A 19,709-nucleotide genomic window follows, 5' to 3' on the forward strand; every position below is an offset into this window, starting at 1 on the left:
TCAGGACATGCCTGAAAACCGCATCAAATGGTTCAAAAGAACCATGGAGTTGTTCTAGGTGGCTGTCGCCATAGCAGGTGTTGTGCGGCTCATGTGGTGGCCCAGATTGCGGCTGGCCAGGCCGCAGTGCTGGCGCATCAGGGTTTCGGCCAAAGTGGCATCGCCGGCCGCGACGGCGCGGGCAATGGCTTCGTGTTCGTCCCATACCGGCTCGTGCAGGCTGGCTGTCTGCAGCGTGACGCCCATGGCTCGGCGGATGTGGTGCCAGTGCAGCAGGGCGCTCTGCTCGATCAGCGGGTTGCCCGCCGCCCGGTAGATCGCACGGTGGAACGCCAGATCGGCGTCGACCATGGCCTGGATGTCGGCGCTGCTGACAGCTTTTCGGCCACGTTCCAAGATGGCCGGATCGATGCAGGTGCGTCGCTCCGCTGCACTGCGCACGGCCAGCACGTCCAGCGCGCCACGCACCTCGTAAACCTGGGCGATCCAGTCCGCGTCCAGCGGCGCCACCAGCAGGCCGCGGCTGCGTCCGCCAAGGCTGCTGGCCATCGGCGCATCGTGCACGAAACCGTCTTTCTTCAGCAGCCTCAAGGCCTGCACGACCGGCTGGCGGGAGACCGCGAGCTGTTCGGCCAGCTCTTCCTGGGTGATGCGCTGGCCGGGCGCCAGCGAGCCATCGCTGATGGCGTCGAGCAGGGCGCGGTAGACCTGATCGGTCAGGTCCGGCGTCGATTCGAGTTGAGGCAGATGAACGCTCATGTTGATTGTCTAAATTCTGGATTCAGAATACACGAACTGGGCGTGGCTGTCACCTTCACCCCCTGCGTGACACAATGCGCGACCATGAAAAATGCCGCCCGCCCAGAACCCGCCTGGCTCGACTGCCAGTACAACAACCGCGCCCTCGTGCCCGAGCACGGCGTTCATTTCGAGCGCTGGAAAACCGACTCTCAGAGCGCGCGCAAACAGCTCGGCGGGCTGCTCGATGTGGCCTACGGACACGCTGAGGGTGAAAAGCTCGACGTCTTTCCCGCGCAGCGCAAGCCGGGCGCGCCCTTGGCGCCGGTGCTGGTGTTCATCCACGGCGGTTACTGGCGCAGCCTGGACAAGGCGGACCACAGTTTTCTGGCGCCGGCTTTCGTGAAGCAGGGCGCCTGCGTCGTGGTGCCGAACTACGCGCTGTGCCCGGCGGTGACCATTCCCGACATCGCCCTGCAGATGGTGCAGGCGCTGGCCTGGGTGTACCGCCACATCGCTGTGCACGGCGGCGACCGGCGGCGCATCACCGTGGTGGGTCATTCGGCGGGCGGGCACCTGGCCGCCATGCTGCTGGCCTGCCAGTGGCCGGCGGTGGCGGCCGATCTGCCGCCGGACCTGGTGAAGAACGCGCTGTCGATCTCAGGCGTGTTCGACCTGGAGCCGCTGCGCCACACGCCCTTCGTTGCCGACTCCTTGCGCCTGACTTCGGAGCAGGTGAAAAAAGCCAGCCCGGCCCTGCTGCCCGCGCCACCGCTGCGTGAGGGCCGGGGCGCGCTGTTCAGCGTGGCCGGGGGCAACGAGAGCAGCGAGTTCCTGCGCCAGAACCAGCTGATCCAGCAGGCCTGGGGGCCGCAGGTGGTGCCCGTGGCCGAAGCCCTGCCGGGCCTGAACCACTTCAGCGTGCTCGAAGCGCTGGTGCAGCCGCGGCACCGGCTGCACCAGCTGGCCAGGCAGCTGTTGAAAGGCTAGCCCCCCGCGCCGCCTGCGGCGTCACCCCCCAGGGGGCGGCACTGGCGGCCCGGCGAAGCCGGTTCCGCGGTGCCCTGGCGCCAACGTCCTCTCCGGAGCGAAATGTCTTGATTCGAGGATGCGGTGGAACCGGCTCCGCCGGGCCACTCGCATCGCCCCCTTGAGGGGGTGACGCCGCAGGCGGCGCGGGGGGAGCTCGTTCACATGAACAGGTGTTCCCCGGCGTTCTCACCGCCCAGGATCACGTAGTTCACCTTTTTCAGGTCCAGCAGCTTGGTGCCGCCCGAGTAGCTGATGGAGCTCTGCACGTCCTGCTCCATCTCCACCAGCGTGTCGGCCAGCTTGCCCTTGATTGGTTCCAGGATGCGCTTGCCTTCGACGTGCCGGTATTCGCCCTTGTTGAAGTCGCTGGCCGAGCCGTAGTACTCCTTGTAGAGCACACCGTCGACCTCGACCGTCTGGCCCGGCGACTCTTCATGTCCGGCGAACAGCGAGCCAATCATGACCATGGACGCACCGAAGCGGATGCTCTTGGCGATGTCGCCGTGGCTGCGGATGCCGCCGTCGGCAATGATGGGTTTGGTCGCCACGCGGGCGCACCACTTGAGCGCGCTGAGTTGCCAGCCACCGGTGCCGAAACCCGTCTTGAGCTTGGTGATGCAGACCTTGCCCGGTCCCACCCCCACCTTGGTGGCGTCGGCACCCCAGTTTTCCAGGTCGATCACCGCCTCGGGCGTGGCCACATTGCCCGCAATCACGAAGCTGCCCGGGAGCCGGGTCTTGATGTAGCCGATCATGTCGCGCACGCTGTCGGCGTGGCCGTGGGCGATGTCGATGGTGATGTACTCGGGCACCAGCCCTTCGGCGGCGAGGGTGTCCACCGTGGCGCGGTCGGGCGCCTTCACGCCCAGCGAAATCGAGGCGTAGACACCTGCGGCGTGCATGTCGCGCACGAACTGCACGTTGTCCAGGTCGAAACGGTGCATCACGTAGAAGTAGCCGTTCTGCGCCATCCAGAGGCAGATGGTCTGATCCACCACGGTCTTCATGTTGGCGGGCACCACCGGCAGGCGGAATGTGCGGCCACCCAGCTCCACGCTGGCATCGCATTCCGAACGGCTCTCCACGCGGCACTTGCGCGGGAGCAACAAAATATTGTCGTAGTCAAAAATTTCCATTTGAAACCAGGCTCCAGAAAACTGTTGTAAATGAACAGGGAGAGCGCTTGGCTTGGGTCCGGCCTTCGGTTCGGCGGGAATCCATCCCGCCAAAAAGAAACCGGGCGCAAGAATCTTGGGCCCGGTGATTGATTCTAGGCGCTCTGGCGCCGCTCGCCCAGACTGCGGGCCGGTTGGTGGCGGTATGACGCTCATATGGTTGCTCATATAGATCCATCGTCGGGCACCGGCTTCCTACAATCGACACCATGTTGTTTGAAGAACCCGTTGCCTCCTCCCCGCTGCTCGCGGGCCTCAATGCCGAACAGGGCGCCGCCGTCACTTTGCCGGCCGAACACGCGCTCATCCTCGCTGGCGCCGGCTCGGGCAAGACCCGTGTGCTCACCACCCGCATCGCCTGGCTGCTGCAGACCGGGCAGGTGACGCCCGGCGGCGTGCTGGCCGTGACTTTCACCAACAAGGCCGCCAAGGAAATGATGACGCGGCTCTCGGCCATGTTGCCGATCAACGTGCGCGGCATGTGGATCGGCACCTTCCACGGCCTGTGCAACCGCTTCCTGCGCGCGCACCACAAGCTGGCCAACCTGCCGCAGACCTTCCAGATCCTCGACACGCAAGACCAGCTCTCGGCCATCAAGCGCCTGTGCAAGCAGTTCAATGTGGACGACGAGCGCTATCCGCCGAAGCAGGTGCAGTACTTCATCAGCGGCTGCAAGGAAGACGGCCAGCGGCCGGTCGACGTGGTCGCGCGCGACGAAGAGACGCGCAAGAAGGTCGAGCTGTACGCGCTCTACGAAGAGCAGTGCCAGCGCGAAGGCGTGGTCGATTTCGGTGAACTCATGCTGCGTTCATACGAAGTTCTGCGCGACAACGACCCGGTGCGCGAGCACTACCAGCGCCGCTTCCGCCACATCCTGATCGACGAATTCCAGGACACCAACCGCCTGCAGTATGCGTGGATCAAGATGTTCAGCACGCCGCCGCTCGAAGGGCTCACGCCCTCGGGCAACGCGGTTTTCGCCGTGGGCGACGACGACCAGAGCATCTACGCCTTCCGCGGCGCGCGCGTGGGCAACATGGCCGACTTCGTGCGCGAGTTCCGCGTCCAGCACCAGATCAAGCTGGAGCAGAACTACCGCAGCGTCAGCAACATCCTCGACTCGGCCAACCAGCTGATCAGCCACAACAGCAACCGCCTGGGCAAGAACCTGCGCACCGACGCGGGCGCGGGCGAGCCGGTGCGCGTGTTCGAGGCCACCAGCGACTTCGCCGAGGCGCAGTGGATGGTGGACGAGATGAAGCAGCTCGCGCGCGAAGACATGCCGAAGAGTGAGATGGCTGTGCTCTACCGCAGCAACGCGCAGAGCCGCGTGGTCGAAACCGCACTGTTCAACGCCGGCATGCCCTACCGCGTGTACGGAGGACTCCGCTTCTTCGAGCGCGCCGAAATCAAGCACGCGCTGGCCTACCTGCGCCTGCTGGAAAACGCCAACGACGACACCAGCTTTCTGCGCGTGGTGAACTTCCCGCCGCGCGGCATCGGGGCGCGCAGCATCGAGCAGCTGCAGGACGTGGCCCGCACCTCGGGCTGTTCGCTGCACGACGCGGTGAGCGCCGTCACCGGCCGGGCCGGTGCAGCCATTGGCGCCTTCGTCGCCAAGCTCGACGTGCTGCGCGAGCGCTCGGTGGGCATGACGCTGTCTGAGATCATCGAGCTGGTGCTGGATCACAGCGGATTGATCGAACACTACCGGGCCGAGCGCGAAGGGCAGGACCGGGTGGAGAACCTGGAAGAACTGGTGAGCGCGGCGAAGAGCTTTGTGGGCATCGAAGGCTTTGGCCGTGACGCGGTGGCGCGCACGGGGGACGGTTCGCCGCTGACGCAGAGCCCGGCCAGCCAGGGCATCGACCCGGCGCTGCCGGTGGTGGACGAACCGCTGGCCCCCGACGCCGACACCGGCGAAACCATGAGCCCGCTCGCGGCCTTTCTCACCCACGCCGCGCTCGAATCCGGCGACAACCAGGCCCAGGCCGGGCAGGACGCGGTGCAGCTCATGACGGTGCACGCCGCCAAGGGCCTGGAGTTCGACTGCGTCTTCATCACCGGCATGGAAGAGGGCCTGTTCCCGCACGAGAACTCGATGAGCGACCGCGACGGACTGGAAGAAGAACGCCGCCTGATGTATGTCGCGATCACGCGGGCGCGCAAGCGCCTGTACCTGAGCCACTCGCAGACGCGCATGCTGCACGGGCAGACCCGCTACAACATGAAGAGCCGTTTCTTCGAGGAACTGCCCGAGGCCTGCCTGAAGTGGCTCACGCCGCAGCAGCCGGCCTGGAACCCGAGCGCTGCCGGAGCGGGCGGTGGCGGTGGCTGGCAGGGCAACCGGGGTGGCTACGGCACGCGGGGCGCGGGAGCGCCCGCCGTGCTGCAGCCCGCCTGGTCACCCGGCTGGGCATCGGGCAGCGACCCGAAAGGTCTCGGTGGCAAGAGCAACCCCGAACCCGACCGCGGCACCGACGTCAAGGCCGGCATGAAGGTGTTCCACAACAAGTTCGGCGAAGGCAAGGTGCTGGCGCTGGAAGGCGCGGGCGCCGATGCGCGGGCCCAGGTCAGCTTCACGCGGCATGGCGTGAAGTGGCTGGCGCTGTCCGTCGCCAAGCTCACGCCGGTCGACGACTGAATCGGGGGCCGCGAGGCGGCCTGTCACAGGCCCGCATGGGATCGGATGGCGGCCAGCTTGACGTACAAGGTGCTTCTGGAAATGCCCAGCGTTCGCGCTGCGGCCGTCATGTTGCCCTGCGACTGGCCAACGGCATCCAGGATGGCCTGGCTTTCCATATCTTCCAGCCTGCCGGTCTTGCCTCCTGGCAGATCCGGAGCCGAGCCGTTGTTGGGTGACGCCAGGGCCTGAGCAATGGCCGGTGGCAACGCGGCCAGTTCAATCGCAGGGCCTTCACTGAGCGCGAACGTGGATTCGAATACGTTTTGCAGTTCTCGAATGTTGCCTGGCCAGCGGTAGTTGTGGAATGCCTGGAGCACGGACGCTTCCAGCTGTTTGGGCGCACAACCGTACTTGTCGGCCAGCTTGCGGTTGAGGTGTTCGACGATGGTTTCGATGTCGCCCGGGCGGTCGCGCAAGGCGGGAAGCGGCAGGCTGAGAACACAGAGACGGTGGTACAGGTCCTCACGGAAGCGCCCTTGCGCCACTTCCTTTTGCAGATCGCGGTTGGTCGCCGCAATCAAACGCATGGACACGCGCCGGTCCCGTGTATCGCCCAGACGGACCACGATGCCATCCTGCAGCACGCGCAGCAGATGGGGTTGCATGTCGAGCGGCATTTCGCCGATTTCGTCCAGGAACAGCGTGCCGCCATCGGCCTGTTCGAACTTGCCCGGCAGACCGCTGCGCCGTGCGCCCGTGAACGCCCCTTCTGCATAGCCAAAGAGTTCGCTGGCCAGGAGTTCGCGGGTGAAGGCGCCACAGTTCACGACCACCAGCGGACCGTCGGGCCGGTGACCCGCGCGGTGCAATGCCCGGGCAAAGACTTCCTTGCCGACGCCGGTTTCTCCCAGCAGGAGCACGGGCAGGTCCAGAGCCGCCATGCGCCGGGCACGCACCCGGGTGGCCTGCAACACCTCGCTGTTCCCGATGATCTCGGCGAACGCATCGTCGTCTTTCGGCACCGCGTTGAGGGGTCGAGGGGGTGAGACGGAATACAGCTTTCGGTCGGTCACAGGAACAACCAGCAGCGTGCCCAACTCCCCGTGCTGGTCTTTGATCGGGCACATCCATTCGGCTTTGAGCCAACCCGGACGCTGGCTTCGGCTCTCCGTCTTCGGCTGATTCAGGTTGAGGCCGTTCAACGGAACACCCACCTTCAGGCATTGGTGTATGCCATGGAGTTCCAGCGCCGCTTGCAGGTTGCTGCTGGTGCGGACGATGCGTCCACGGTGGTCGCACAGCACAAGACCATCGCTGCCATACCGGCCGAAATATTCCAGTGACCGGCTCAGGAGCTGGCTTTGCAGAGCGGCCTCACGGTGGGCCAGTTCGCTCTCGATCTGTCTCGCAGCCGTCATCACCAGACCCAGGGTGTGACCATGAAACGTTTCCTTGACGCCGGACACATTCACCACACCGAGCAGGCATCGGCTGACGGGGTCGAGGACAGGCGCCGCTGCACAGGTCCAGCGTTTGACGTCCAGGCAGAAGTGTTCACTGGCGTAGATCTGGACCGGTGCACATGTCGCGATCGCGGTGCCGATGGCATTGGTGCCGATGACCTCTTCGTTCCAATGACCACCCACCGCCAGGTTGATCTCTTCACCCGCGCTGCGGACCCGGGTCTCGCCAGCGAGCTGCAGGATGGTTCCCTTCGGGTCGCTGAGCATGAAGAGGGTGCCACATTCCCGCAGGATCTCGCGCAAACCGTCCAGCACGGGTCGAGCCACATCACACAGGTCGCGGTTTTGTTCGGTGAGCTGGCGAACGTTCTCGGTGGCCACCCCCGGTGCGCAGTGGCTGGCCGGGTTCACCGCTTCTGTTCGGCAACGTTGCCAGGAGTCGAACACGACGTTGCGCAGGCCTTTCGCTGGCAGGGTCCGGTTCTCCATGAAGCGTTCCCATGCGGCCGCCACCAGTCGCTCGTCGTCGATCCGGGGGATGAGGGAACCAGGCTGGGAAAAGGGCATGACGCGGACTGAAAGGGAAGCGTTCAGTTCAAAACAGGCAGTGTCTTGCGAACGTAGTCACTCGGAACTTCGAAGTCAACAGGTCAACTACTGAGCCCCGGAACCGGAGCGCCAACGAAGGTCGTTCTGCAGCGTCCGGATTCCGGACACATCCAACGCGGTGTCAGGAATCCGGACGGTGAAATACACCGACCACAGACGGCACGCAAACCAAGAAGAAGAGCCTACGCAATTGAATTGAAAGGCGTTTTTTTGAAACGGTGAGCTGTGCCCGGCCCTGGCACGCGCGTTGCAATGAAGTCGCCGTGGGATGACCCACTCAAAACCTACCCAGGAGACAACATGCAAATGCAATCCACCGTACAGGTGATGGGCATCGATGCCGGTGGCACGATGACCGACACCTTCTTCGTTCGAGATGACGGCCGCTTTGTCGTCGGCAAGGCGCAGAGCAATCCCGGCGACGAATCGCTCGCCATCTACAACTCCTCGGTCGATGCGCTGGCGCACTGGAACCGGACCGTGGACGACGTCTATCCGGAACTGGCGACCTGCGTCTATTCCGGCACCGCCATGCTCAACCGCATCCTGATGCGCAAGGGTCTCGATGTTGGCCTGATCTGCAATCGCGGTTTCGAACAGATCCATTCGATGGGCCGCGCCCTGCAGAGCTACCTCGGCTATGCGCTGGAAGATCGCATCCACCTCAACACACACCGTTACGACGAGCCGCTGGTCCCGGTTTCGCGCACCCGCGGTGTCGCCGAGCGCACCGACGTGCAGGGCAAGATCGTCATTCCGCTGCGTGAAGACGAAGTGCGCCAGGCGACGCGCGAGCTGGTCGAGGCCGGTTCCCAGGCCATCGTCATCTGCCTGCTGCAGTCGCACAAGAACGAAACCAGCGAGCAGCGTGCCCGCGACATCGTCCGCGAGGAACTGAAGAATCTGAACTCCGAAATCCCGGTCTTCGCCTCGGTGGATTACTACCCGTCGCGCAAGGAAAGCCACCGGATGAACACCACCATTCTCGAAGCCTACGGCGCCGAACCGTCGCGCCAGACGCTGAAGAAGGTCAGCGACCGCTTCAAGAAACATGGTGCCAAGTTCGACCTGCGCGTCATGGCCACGCACGGCGGCACGATCAGCTGGAAGGCCAAAGAACTGGCCCGCACCATCGTCTCCGGCCCGATCGGCGGCGTCATCGGTTCCAAGCTGCTCGGTGAATACCTGGGTGACGAAAACATCGCTTGCTCCGACATCGGCGGCACCAGCTTCGACGTCGCGCTGATCACCAAGGGCAACTTCGCCATCAAGTCCGACCCGGACATGGCCCGCCTGGTCCTCTCGCTGCCGCTGGTGGCGATGGATTCGGTCGGCGCCGGCGCCGGCAGTTTTGTCCGCCTCGACCCGTACAGCAAATCGATCAAGCTCGGGCCGGACAGCGCCGGCTACCGCGTCGGCACCTGCTGGCCGGAAAGCGGCCTGGACACGGTGTCGGTTTCCGACTGCCACGTCGTGCTCGGCTACCTGAACCCCGAGAACTTCCTCGGCGGCGCCATCAAGCTCGACGTGCAACGTGCCCGCGACCACATCAAGGCGCAGATCGCCGATCCGCTCGGCCTGTCTGTCGAAGATGCGGCGGCCGGCGTCATCGAACTGCTCGACCTGACGCTGTCCGAATACCTGCGCGCCAACATCAGCGCCAAGGGTTACAACCCGGCCGAATTCACCTGCTTCTCGTATGGCGGTGCCGGCCCGGTGCACACCTACGGCTACACCGAAGGCGTCGGTTTCAAGGATGTCGTCGTGCCGGCCTGGGCTGCGGGTTTCTCGGCTTTCGGCTGCGCCTGTGCCGACTTCGAGTACCGCTATGACAAATCGGTCGATCTGGGGGTTGCCCAGTTTGCCAGTGACGAGCAGAAAGCGGCCGCCTGCAAGACCCTGCAGGAAGCCTGGGAAGAACTGGCGACCAAGGTCATCGACGAGTTCGTCATCAATGGCTACAAGCCGGACGACGTGCTGCTGATCCCCGGCTACAAGATGCAGTACATGGGGCAACTCAACGATCTCGAAATCGTCTCGCCGGTCACCAGCGCCGCCAACGCCGCCGACTGGCAGCAGATCATCGACAGCTTCGAGAGCACCTATGGGCGCGTCTACGCCAATTCCGCCCGCTCGCCGGAACTGGGCTTCTCGGTCACCGGCGCCATCCTGCGCGGCATGGTCGTGACGCAGAAGCCGGTGTTGCCGGAAGACCCGGATTGCGGACCGACACCGCCCAAGGACGCCTATCTCGGCACCCGGCCGTTCTACCGCCACAAGAAATGGGTCGAGGCGGCGCTGTGGAAGATGGAATCGCTGAAGGCCGGCAACCACATCGTTGGCCCCGCCATCATCGAATCCGACGCGACGACCTTCGTCGTCCCGGACGGCTTCGAAACCACGATCGACAAACACCGCCTGTTCCATCTCAAAGAAGTCAAGTAAGGAGACCCACCATGAACATGATGAGCACCCAAGAAATCGGCATCAGCAGCCTGCTGGCCAGCGGCATGACGCTCAAGCAGCACCGCGATGCCATCCTCGAGCGCACCCAGACGACCGGCTATTACAACGGCCTGGAAAAGCTCGAATTCCGCGACAGCGATCCGATCGGCTACGAGAAGCTGTTCTCCAAGCTGCGCGGCGGCCTGGTCCATGCCCGGGAAACGGCGAAAAAGATTGCCGCCAGCCCCATCGTCGAGCAGGAAGGCGAACTCTGCTTCACGCTGTACAACGCCGCCGGCGACTGCATCCTGACCTCGACCGGGATCATCATCCACGTCGGCACCATGGGCGCGGCGATCAAGTACATGATCGAGAACAACTGGGAAGCCAACCCCTGCATCAACCCCGGCGACATGTTCACGACCAATGACTGCGCCATCGGCAACGTGCACCCCTGCGACATCGCCACCATCGTGCCGATCTTCTGGGCCGGCAAGCTGATCGGCTGGGTCGGTGGCGTCACCCACGTCATCGACACCGGCGCCGTGACGCCGGGCTCGATGTCCACCGGCCAGACCCAGCGTTTCGGCGACGGCTACATGATCACCTGCCGCAAGACCGGGATCAACGACGAGCCGCTGCGCGACTGGCTGCACGAGTCGCAGCGTTCGGTGCGCACGCCGAAGTACTGGATCCTCGACGAAAAGACCCGCATCGCCGGTTGCCACATGATCCGCGAGCTGGTCGAAGAAGTGATCCGCGCCGATGGCCTGGAGGCTTACGAGAAGTTCTCGGGCGAAGTCATCGAAGAAGGCCGCCGCGGCCTGATGAGCCGGATCAAGGCGATGACCCTGCCCGGCAAGTACCGCAAGGTGTCTTTCGTCGATGTGCCGTTCAAGCACGATGACATCCAGGTGTCCAACGCCTTCGCCAAGCTCGACTCGATCATGCACTCGCCGGTCGAGATGACCATCAAGCCGGACGGCAAGTGGCGCCTCGACTTCGAAGGCGCCAGCCGCTGGGGCTGGCACACCTTCAATGCCCACCAGGTGGCTTTCACCTCGGGCATCTGGGTGATGATGTCGCAGACGCTGGTGCCGACCCAGCGCATCAACGACGGCGCCTACTTCGCCACCGAGTTCCACCTGCCCAAGGGCACCTGGTGCAACCCGGACGACCGCCGCACCGGTCACGCCTACGCCTGGCACTTCCTGGTCTCCGGCTGGGCGGCGCTGTGGCGCGGCCTGAGCCAGTCCTACTTCAGCCGCGGTTATCTGGAAGAGGTCAATGCCGGCAACGCCAACACCTCCAACTGGCTGCAGGGCGGCGGTATCAACCAGGACGGCGAGATCCACGCGGTCAACAGCTTCGAGGCTTCGTCCTGCGGCACTGGCGCCTGTGCCGTCAAGGACGGTCTGAACCACGCCGCCGCCATCTGGAACCCGGAAGGCGACATGGGCGACATCGAAATCTGGGAGATGGCCGAGCCGCTGCTGTATCTGGGGCGCAACGTCAAATCCAACTCCGGCGGCTACGGCAAGTACCGTGGCGGCTGTGGTTTCGAGACCCTGCGCATGGTCTGGAACGCCCAGGACTGGACGATGTTCTTCATGGGCAATGGCTACATGAACAGCGACTGGGGCATGATGGGCGGCTACCCGTCGGCCACCGGCTACCGCTTCGAAGCGCACAAGACCGGCCTCAAGGAGCGCATCGCCATCGGCGACTCGCTGCCGCTGGGTGGCGACATCGATCCGGGCGCGCCCGACTACGAGCGTCACCTCGATGCGACCGCTGTGGTCAAGCGCGACAAGCAGTGCATGACGACCGAGGACTGCTATGACAACCACGACCTCTACCTGAACTACCTGCGCGGCGGCCCCGGCTTCGGCGATCCGATCGATCGTGAAATCAGCGCCATCGAGAACGACCTGAACCAGAAATTCCTGCTGCCGGAATATGCGCAGAAGGTCTATGGCGCGGTGTTCACGCAGGATGCCAAGGGCGTGTTTGTCATCGACGCTGCCAAGACCCAGGCCCGGCGTTTGGCCATGCGCAAGGAGCGCCTGGCCCGTGCCCTGCCGACCCGGGAGTGGATGAAGGAAGAGCGCGAACGCATCATCAACAAGCATGCGTCCGTCCAGGTCCAGCACATGTTCGCCACCAGCTTCGCCCTGTCCGAAAAGTTCACCCAGGAGTTCAAGGACTTCTGGACCCTGCCGGCCGACTGGCAGTTGCTGGAGGAGGAGCTGGGCGTGCCGACCTACGGCTCCAAGCACCGCATGGACCTCTCGCTGATGCCCGACGTGAAGACCGTCGTCCAGGTCGAAGAGTAAGCCGACAACCCACCATCTGAATCAAGGAGACAAACATGTCATACACCAATGAACAGGTTTCACATCTGGTCGAAGGCACGCTGGACTGGGAAACCACCTTCCGCATGCTGTCGATGCCCAAGGACAACAGCCGTTTCGAGCAGTACGTCGCTGCGCTGCAGGCCAAGGTCAGCTTCAAGGACCGCATCGTCCTGCCACTGGCGCCGCACATGTACATCGTGCAGTCGGCGAAGACCAAGCAGTGGATCATCAAGTGCGACTGCGGCCACGAGTTCTGCGACTACAAGGAGAACTGGAAGCTGCACGCGGCGATCTACGTGCGCGACACCGAAGAGGCAATGACCGAGGTGTACCCGAAGCTGATGGCAGCGGATATCCAGTGGCAGGTGTACCGCGAGTACTACTGCCCGACCTGCGGCACGCTGCACGATGTCGAGGCGCCGACCCCGTGGTACCCGGTGATCCACGACTTCGAGCCGGACATCGAGGCCTTCTACAAGGAATGGGTGCATCTGCCCGTGCCTGAGCGGGCCGACTGATAGTCGCTGGCAACGGGCAAGCCAGGGTGTTTTTGGTTTGCAACGGCCAGGCGACAAAAAGGCCGCGACAGGCACAGCCTGTCGCGGCTAAAAAAATCACGCGGTCTCTGATTGACTGACGTCTCCGCGCAACCTTGGCAACTGCCGCGGCGTGCGCGAGGCACGCCGTTTCAGGTCACATCAGAAGTCGTGGCGCACGCCCAGGGCGAACAGGCGGTTCTCGCTGGTCTTGTTGCCGGCGCCATCCTTGGTTTCGATGTCGCGCAGGGCCGTGTACAGCCTGGTGCGCTTGGACATCTTGTAGGTGGCGCCCAGGCCCAGGCCGCTGGCCTTGGCGCTGGTGCCGCCGCCGATTTCGGTCTTGCTCGTGGCATAGCCCACCGAGATGTCGAAGGCGCCCACGGGCACGTTCACGCCCACGGTCAGTTCGGTGTCGTCACCTTTGGCATCGGTGCCCTTGCGGCTGTTGTAGCCGGCGGACACGCTGGCGGCGCCGAAGTCGTAGTTGGCCGACAGCGCGAGGTAATCGTCGTCCTTGGCCTTCTCGTTCTGGGTGCCCAGGGCCACGTTCAGCGGGCCGTTCTTGTAGCCCAGCTTGATGCCGACCATGCCATCGTCCTTGTCGGTTGCCGACTCGAAGGCGTAGGCCAGCGAGCCGTAGAAACCCGCCATCGAAGGCAGGTCGTAGCGGACCTGGTTGTTGAAACGGCTGCTGTAGTCGCCACCCGACTTGAAGACGCCGTTGCTGGCCGGGGTGAAGGACGAGTCGAACACGTTGCTGGTGTAGGACAGGGCGCGCACGTCGTCATAGATGGTGCTGAAACGGCCCAGGGTCAGGCCGCCGAAGCCACCCGACAGACCCAGGCTGGCTTCGCCCTTGAACGAAGGCGATTGCACTTCACCGGTGCTCAGGTCCAGGCGCTGCTCGAACTTGAACTGGGCCTTGAGGCCGCCGCCCAGGTCTTCGCTGCCGCGCAGGCCCCAGCGCGAGGTGGTCAGGCCACCGTTGATCATCTTGGTGCTGCTCACGCCGTCGACTTTTTCGGAACCCACGCCCACGTCAGCGCGGCCGTAGAGGGTGACGGAAGACTGCGCCGTGGCGGCGCCCGATGCGGCCAGCACGGCCAGAGCGATGAGGCTCTTCTTCATTGAATTTTCTCCAGAGGTTTGTTGAATGGGAAGGCAGCGAGAGACCGCCGGCTTCCGCACCCGTTGCCATGTGCAAGCAGGTGTGTGTATTTCATCGAAGGACCATAAAAGCTCTGTGACACCAACCGGGTTTGCTCTCATTGTTGCAATGCAACAACAAGTATTTTTCAGGGCTTGCCGGCGTTGAGCCAGCGCGTCCAGCCCGCGCCGTCGTTGTCGTTGACGACCCAGAGATCGCCCTTGAAAACGACCATGCCCTCGGCCTTTTCATGCACGTAGTTGAAGTCCTTGCGCAGGTCGCGCACCAGGGTCTTGGTGAGGGTGGCGCCTTCGGTCACGTCGGCGGCTTTCACGCTGTAGATGCGTTTGACTTCGGCGTTGATGGCCTGGCCTTCGCCACCGCCCTTGTCGCGTTCGAGCAGCAGCAGGCGTCCGTCGTCCGTGAGCTGGATTTCGGACAGGCCCATCCAGAATTTTTTGGCGTTCTTGCTGTGTTGCTCCAGCGGATAGAGCGCCGTGGTCCAGGTGTTGGTGGGCAGGTGCAGCTTCAGGATGGCGGCCTGGGGTTGGGACAGATCGAAGCCGCGCTGCACGGCCATGTACAGCGTCTGGCCGTCGGCGCTGGCGGTCACGCCCTCGTAGCCCGTGCTGGTCTTGGGGCTGGCGAACTTCGCCTGCACACTGGCCGGCAGCTTCACACGCTGCTGCACCACGCCGGCCATGTTCACCTTGATGAGTTCGTTGTCGGCGACGTTCGTGCCCTCCGAGGCGATCCAGAATCCGTCGGCCACTTTCGCGATACCTTCGGGGTCCACCTTCAAGGCCTGGCCATTGGCATCGCTGAGCATCGTGACCTGGTCGATCACCAGGCGGCCCGCCGCCATCTGCGCCGGGTTGATGCGCCAGATGCGCGAATGGGCGAAGGCGTTGTCGGGCACGGCGTAAAAGTGCTGCCCGTCGGTGGTCAGGCCGGAGAGGGCGCCCCAGGGGATGCTGGTGTCCTTGGCGACGAGCTGCAGGTCGTCGGCCTGAACCGGTGCACCCTTCGCGTGGAAGCGGAAGATGTTGAGCGAGTGCTCCCGCTCGTTGGCGGTCACGAACAGCTGCTGTCCGTCGCGGCGCTGCGTCACGGTGGTCAGGCCCTCGGGCGACATGCCGGTGGGCAGCAGTTGCACGAACAGCGGCTGCTTCGGGTCGTCCACACGGTAGACCTCGATGAAAGAGCCACGCTCCGAACCCACCAGCAGGTAGGGATTGCCGCCGAAGCGGCCGGCCGTCACGGCTTCCATCTCCACGCCCTTGGATGCCGAGCGCCCGTCCGGGTAGTGGCCGTGCACGAGGGCGTGCATCTCGGTGCGTTCACCGGTTTCGTAGACCACCTCGCCGCGGGTGTTCATCAGCGTGAAGCCGCGGCCGCCGGGCATCACACCGTTTTTGTCTTTTTTGCCGTCGCCTTCGTTGGCCGTGGCGAACACGCCGGGGGCCACCCAGGCCACCGCATCGGCCTCGCGACGCGCGGTGAAGCTGTCCTTGAACGCGATGTCCTTGTCCTTCTTCAGGTCGGCGTTGCCGTTGCGGGTCACGGTGCCGGTGGAGAACACGCGCTCCAGGCGCGCACGCGTCGGATGGCTCAGATCAAGGATGGCCACCGCGTTGTTCTCCTGCAGCGAGACCACCGCTTTCCTGGCGCGGGGGTCGATGGACACGAACTCCGGCTGCGGGTCGTTCGGGTAGACGATGCCGGGCACGGCCTGCAGCGCCTGCACCAGTTCGATCGACTGCACGCCACTGCTGACGCCGCCATACAGGTCCTGCAGACCGACCACGTCGATGCGACCGGGGCGCTGGCCGCCCAGCGTGGCGTCGCCCTCGGCATCGGTTTCTTCGTCTTCGATCGCCACCACGGCGCGCAGCGTGCGGCCCTGACCCGTCAGCGCCAGCGAATCGGGGCCGATGCCCACGGTGATGTCCTTGACGTGCTTCACCGCAACGGGCTGGCGGATGTCGTACACGCGCACCAGACCGCGGCGCGCATTGGCCACGTCGTCACCCAGGCGCACCGCGACCACGGCGAAACGCCCGTCGGGCGTAACGGCCACCGAGGTCGGTTCGCCCACGCCCATCAGCCGCACGTTCACGCGCGGCAGCAGCACCGGCTGCGCAGGGTTCGTGATGTCCACCATGCCCAGCACGCCGGCGTCGGCGCTGGTGTAGGCCAGGGTCATGCCGTCGGGCGTGGCGGCCACGATCTCGGCCACGCCGTCCACCGGCAGGTGGTGGACCATGGCAAAGCGGCCGGCCTGCGGGGCTGGTGGCGCGGCCTGGGCGAGCGAGGTGAGCGCGAAAGATGCGGCCAGGGCCGCGGTCAGGGTGCAGAGGCGAAGTGTGTTCATGCGAAGGTTGGGCGTCGTAGGAAAAGCCCCACGAGCCTAGGCATGGCATGTGTCATGGCCGTGACCGGCAGCCACCCCAAGAAAAACCCCTGCCGGCGATTGCGGGCAGGGGCTTGAGTTGGGTTGCGGCGCGTCCAGCGCCAACCTCGGGAGGATTCAGGCAACCTGGGGTGTCGCTTCCGGTGCTTCGGCCTGTTGCTGTTTGACCTGCATCGAAAGGTCCAGCAACACGGCTTTGCTGGTGTAGTAGCGGTCCAGGCGCCACTCGGCCATGATCTCCATGGCGAGGTTGAAGTCGTCGTAGTCCAGCCGGTACAGGTCCGACAGCAGGAAGGGCTCTTCGGACTCCAGCGCCAGCACCAGCCGGGACAGGATCTCCGCTTTGGGCTTGCCGGCGTGGTTCTCGATCAGCTTGCGGGCTTTTTTCAGGGCAATCATGGGACCTCGCTCTCTCTCAACAGTTTGTGGATCGGTTGGCATACCAAAGGCCTCAGGGTATGCCCTAGCGTGGAGCATACCGGCGAGGGAGGCGGGTTTGATGACAAAGATATGACGGTGATGTGACTCACGGGTCGAGTCATAGGCGCCAGGCCTGTACCCTGTAGCTCGCTGTCACAGGCGCGCCATGGGCGTACCAGATGATCCGGCAGCAAAGCGCGGATTTGCGCCTGTGAAACCCGCTTTGTCGCCCTGACAGGGGCGGGCGTGCGTTCTATAAACGAGGTACGCCGTTGCCAGACCAGCGTCAAGCGCGCCTGCGGCACGAAACCTGCAGGCTCTGCGCAACAGCACCCGATTTCCACTTTGCCTCCCTGCCATGAACACCCTTACCGACTTTGTTGAAAATTTCACCTTCGATGAGCTGCAGATCGGCCAGAGCGCCCGCCTGCTGCGCACGCTGACCCCGCACGATATCCAGACCTTTGCCGCGGTGTCGGGCGACACCAACCCCGCGCACCTGGACGCCGATTACGCCAGCGACACGCTGATGCACGGCGTGGTGGGGCACGGCATGTGGAGCGGCGCCCTGATCTCGGCCTTGCTGGGCACGCAGTTCCCGGGCACCGGCACCATCTACCTCGACCAGAGCCTGAACTTCTCGCGCCCCGTGCGCATTGGCGACACGCTCACCGTGAGCGCCACCGTGACGGTCAAGGACTTCGACCGCAAATCGGTCGATCTGGCCTGCGAGGTGGTGAACCAGAAAGGGGAGCGCGTGGTCAGCGGCGTGGCGCGTGTGCTGGCGCCGACGCATCAAGTGGTGCGCCCGCGCAGCAGTGTGCCCGAGATCCAGCTGTTTGATCCGCAGGCGCGTTTTCACGCGCTGCTTGAAAAAGGCGCTTCACTGCCGGCGGTGCGCTGCGCGGTGGTGCACCCCTGCGACGAAGGTTCGCTCACCGGCGCAGTGGACGCTGCACAGCTGGGGCTGATGATCCCGGTGCTGATCGGCCCCGAGATGCGCATCCGCGCCACCGCGGAAGAGTTTTCACTCGATATCAGCGGCATGGAGATCGTGAACATGCCGCACAGCCATGCAGCCGCCGAACACGCTGCCGCGCTCGCGGCCAGTGGCGACGTGCTCAGCCTCATGAAAGGCAGCCTGCATACCGACGAACTCATCCTGGCCGTGCTGTCGCGCAAGGAATTGCGCACGGGGCGCCGCATGTCGCATGTGTTCCGCTTCGATGTGCCGCTCTACAGCAAGCCCCTGCTCATCACCGACGCTGCGCTCAACATCCGGCCGACGCTGATGGAAAAGGTGGACATCATCCAGAACGCGATCGACTTCGCGCGCATCATGGGCGTGGAGCAGCCGCGCGTGGCCATTTTGTCGGCGGTGGAAAACGTCAACCCCAACATCCCGTCGACGCTGGACGCCGCAGCCCTGTGCAAGATGGCCGACCGCGGTCAGATCACCGGTGGCCTGCTCGACGGCCCGCTGGCGTTTGACAACGCGATCTCGATGGAAGCCGCGAAGATCAAGAAGATCACATCGGACGTGGCGGGTCAGGCCGACATCCTGGCCGTGCCCGATCTGGAGAGCGGCAACATGGTGGCCAAACAGCTCGAATACCTGGCCGGCGCCACCGGCTCCGGCATCGTGCTCGGCGCCCGCGTGCCGATCGCACTGACCAGCCGCGCCGACGGCCCGATGGCCCGCGCCTCGTCGGCTTTGCTGGCCCTGCTGGTGGCCCACAACGGCCGCGCGCAGTGAAGCGACGGGTAGAGAGAATCCGTCGGCGATAAGCCCCACCGGAGAGCGACCCTCAACGCCTGAGAAGGTCCAGCCCAGGGCACCGCCGGGCCGGCTTTGCCGGACGGCCAGTGCCGCCCCCTGAGGGGGTCGCGCGAAGCGCGGCAGGGGGGAATCATCTAGGGCCTGTTAACACATCCGAAGTCCATCAGCGACGAGGACGAAGCTGATGAAGCCCAGGAACATGAGATCGAGTTTCTCGAAGCGCGAGAAGATCCGGCGATAACCCTTGAGCCTGCGAAACAGGCGCTCGACCTCATTGCGACGCTTGTACATCTCGCGGTCGTACTCCCAAGGTTCGATGCGCGTCTTTATCGGTGGCACCACTGGAATGAAACCCAGATCCAGTGCCAGCTGCCGTGTCTCGTTGCCTTCGTAGGCACGGTCCATCAACAAATGCACCGGCCTGCTGGCCGGCCCAAGACTGCTGAGCAGGCGCCGGCCTTCGGGTGCGTCGTGCGCCTGCCCAGGCGAGAGACAGAACGTCACGGCCGTTCGAGCATCCGCGGCAACCATATGAATCTTGGTGTTCCATCCCCCTCGGGACTTTCCGATGGACTGCGGACCGTTTTTTTTAACGCCCCCGTGCCATCGGGATGGACCTTGATGCTCGTGGAGTCGAGCGAGACCGCTTCGATCTTGATGCGCACGACCTGCGCTCGCTGCAACTCCTCGAACATGCGATCAAGTACACCGGCCTTGGTCCAGCGGTTCATGCGCGTGTAGATGGTATGCCAGTTGCCAAACCGCTTGGGCAGTCCGCGCCACTTGCAGCCATGCTCGGCCACATAGAGGATCGCATTGACCACCTGCAGGTTGCTCAGGCTGACGTTGCCACGCTGCTTGGGCAGGCAGTGCTCAATCGTGGCGAATTGCTCGGGCGTGATCTCCATGCCCCGGAGTATCCGCCGCAGTGGACGCAATCGCTATTAGTGTTAACACGCCCTAG

General features: G+C 64.3%; 13 protein-coding genes. 6 read left to right on the forward strand and 7 right to left on the reverse strand.

From position 1 onward, the window contains the following. Window positions 1–54: 54 nt before the first annotated feature. Entirely contained in the window at window positions 55–759 is a 705-nt protein-coding gene (locus tag AC0GNO_RS21220) for a GntR family transcriptional regulator (protein ID WP_472905405.1), read from the reverse strand. Between the two features lie 84 nt (window positions 760–843). Here AC0GNO_RS21220 and AC0GNO_RS21225 point away from each other — a divergent pair, with 84 nt between their 5' ends. Beyond that, on the forward strand, window positions 844–1,728 hold the full coding sequence (locus AC0GNO_RS21225; protein ID WP_472905406.1) for an alpha/beta hydrolase: 885 nt from the start codon (window positions 844–846) through the stop codon (window positions 1,726–1,728). A 200-nt stretch (window positions 1,729–1,928) separates the two neighbouring features. Here the strand turns inward: AC0GNO_RS21225 and AC0GNO_RS21230 are convergent, their stop codons facing one another. Further along, window positions 1,929–2,906 carry a GMP reductase gene (locus AC0GNO_RS21230; protein ID WP_472905407.1) on the reverse strand — a complete coding sequence of 326 codons (978 nt, stop codon included), beginning with the start codon at window positions 2,904–2,906 and terminating at the stop codon, window positions 1,929–1,931. 248 nt (window positions 2,907–3,154) lie between these two features. Here AC0GNO_RS21230 and AC0GNO_RS21235 point away from each other — a divergent pair, with 248 nt between their 5' ends. Beyond that, window positions 3,155–5,590 carry a UvrD-helicase domain-containing protein gene (locus AC0GNO_RS21235; protein ID WP_472905408.1) on the forward strand — a complete coding sequence of 812 codons (2,436 nt, stop codon included), beginning with the start codon at window positions 3,155–3,157 and terminating at the stop codon, window positions 5,588–5,590. Window positions 5,591–5,613: 23 nt separating this feature from the next. Here the strand turns inward: AC0GNO_RS21235 and AC0GNO_RS21240 are convergent, their stop codons facing one another. Continuing rightward, a complete protein-coding gene (locus tag AC0GNO_RS21240) occupies window positions 5,614–7,602 on the reverse strand; it encodes a sigma-54-dependent Fis family transcriptional regulator (RefSeq protein ID WP_472905409.1) in 1,989 nt (662 codons plus the stop codon). A gap of 342 nt (window positions 7,603–7,944) precedes the next feature. On the opposite strand from AC0GNO_RS21240, the gene AC0GNO_RS21245 reads away from it, so the two are divergent. Genes AC0GNO_RS21245 through AC0GNO_RS21255 form a run of 3 tightly spaced genes read left to right on the forward strand, consistent with a single transcriptional unit; the run spans window position 7,945 to window position 12,964 of the window. Then, window positions 7,945–10,089, forward strand: a complete 2,145-nt coding sequence (locus AC0GNO_RS21245; protein ID WP_472905410.1) for a hydantoinase/oxoprolinase family protein — start codon at window positions 7,945–7,947, stop codon at window positions 10,087–10,089. Between the two features lie 11 nt (window positions 10,090–10,100). Further along, the gene (locus AC0GNO_RS21250; protein ID WP_472905411.1) at window positions 10,101–12,425 is read left to right on the forward strand and encodes a hydantoinase B/oxoprolinase family protein; all 2,325 of its coding nucleotides are present in this window, start codon (window positions 10,101–10,103) and stop codon (window positions 12,423–12,425) included. Window positions 12,426–12,460: 35 nt separating this feature from the next. Next, window positions 12,461–12,964 (forward strand): acetone carboxylase subunit gamma, encoded by a 504-nt coding sequence (locus tag AC0GNO_RS21255; RefSeq protein ID WP_472905412.1) that lies wholly within the window; start codon window positions 12,461–12,463, stop codon window positions 12,962–12,964. A gap of 180 nt (window positions 12,965–13,144) precedes the next feature. On the opposite strand, the gene AC0GNO_RS21260 is transcribed toward AC0GNO_RS21255, so the two are convergent. The 3 genes from AC0GNO_RS21260 to AC0GNO_RS21270 form a co-directional block, all read right to left on the reverse strand. Next, window positions 13,145–14,113, reverse strand: a complete 969-nt coding sequence (locus AC0GNO_RS21260; RefSeq protein ID WP_472889712.1) for a porin — start codon at window positions 14,111–14,113, stop codon at window positions 13,145–13,147. Between the two features lie 167 nt (window positions 14,114–14,280). After that, a complete protein-coding gene (locus AC0GNO_RS21265) occupies window positions 14,281–16,506 on the reverse strand; it encodes an esterase-like activity of phytase family protein (protein ID WP_472905413.1) in 2,226 nt (741 codons plus the stop codon). A 156-nt stretch (window positions 16,507–16,662) separates the two neighbouring features. Then, a complete protein-coding gene (locus AC0GNO_RS21270; RefSeq protein ID WP_472905414.1) occupies window positions 16,663–16,944 on the reverse strand; it encodes a hypothetical protein in 282 nt (93 codons plus the stop codon). 379 nt (window positions 16,945–17,323) lie between these two features. On the opposite strand from AC0GNO_RS21270, the gene AC0GNO_RS21275 reads away from it, so the two are divergent. Further along, window positions 17,324–18,721 (forward strand): bifunctional enoyl-CoA hydratase/phosphate acetyltransferase, encoded by a 1,398-nt coding sequence (locus AC0GNO_RS21275; protein WP_472905415.1) that lies wholly within the window; start codon window positions 17,324–17,326, stop codon window positions 18,719–18,721. A 168-nt stretch (window positions 18,722–18,889) separates the two neighbouring features. On the opposite strand, the gene AC0GNO_RS21280 is transcribed toward AC0GNO_RS21275, so the two are convergent. Beyond that, a protein-coding gene (locus tag AC0GNO_RS21280; protein WP_472903710.1) for an IS5 family transposase occupies window positions 18,890–19,653 on the reverse strand; the annotation gives its coding sequence in 2 pieces (ribosomal slippage) (window positions 18,890–19,338 and window positions 19,338–19,653; 765 coding nt in all). Between the last annotated feature and the right edge of the window lie 56 nt (window positions 19,654–19,709).

It is taken from the genome of Hydrogenophaga sp. L310, assembly GCF_055703065.1.

Excerpts from the sequence above, each read along its gene's own strand:
- AC0GNO_RS21250 (WP_472905411.1), top strand. The coding sequence starts at position 10,101 with ATGAACATGATGAGCACCCAAGAAATCGGCATCAGCAGCCTGCTGGCC.
- AC0GNO_RS21260 (WP_472889712.1), bottom strand. The coding sequence starts at position 14,113 with ATGAAGAAGAGCCTCATCGCTCTGGCCGTGCTGGCCGCATCGGGCGCC.
- AC0GNO_RS21235 (WP_472905408.1), top strand. The coding sequence starts at position 3,155 with ATGTTGTTTGAAGAACCCGTTGCCTCCTCCCCGCTGCTCGCGGGCCTC.
- AC0GNO_RS21245 (WP_472905410.1), top strand. The coding sequence starts at position 7,945 with ATGCAAATGCAATCCACCGTACAGGTGATGGGCATCGATGCCGGTGGC.
- AC0GNO_RS21270 (WP_472905414.1), bottom strand. The coding sequence starts at position 16,944 with ATGATTGCCCTGAAAAAAGCCCGCAAGCTGATCGAGAACCACGCCGGC.
- AC0GNO_RS21220 (WP_472905405.1), bottom strand. The coding sequence starts at position 759 with ATGAGCGTTCATCTGCCTCAACTCGAATCGACGCCGGACCTGACCGAT.
- AC0GNO_RS21225 (WP_472905406.1), top strand. The coding sequence starts at position 844 with ATGAAAAATGCCGCCCGCCCAGAACCCGCCTGGCTCGACTGCCAGTAC.
- AC0GNO_RS21265 (WP_472905413.1), bottom strand. The coding sequence starts at position 16,506 with ATGAACACACTTCGCCTCTGCACCCTGACCGCGGCCCTGGCCGCATCT.
- AC0GNO_RS21240 (WP_472905409.1), bottom strand. The coding sequence starts at position 7,602 with ATGCCCTTTTCCCAGCCTGGTTCCCTCATCCCCCGGATCGACGACGAG.
- AC0GNO_RS21275 (WP_472905415.1), top strand. The coding sequence starts at position 17,324 with ATGAACACCCTTACCGACTTTGTTGAAAATTTCACCTTCGATGAGCTG.
- AC0GNO_RS21255 (WP_472905412.1), top strand. The coding sequence starts at position 12,461 with ATGTCATACACCAATGAACAGGTTTCACATCTGGTCGAAGGCACGCTG.
- AC0GNO_RS21230 (WP_472905407.1), bottom strand. The coding sequence starts at position 2,906 with ATGGAAATTTTTGACTACGACAATATTTTGTTGCTCCCGCGCAAGTGC.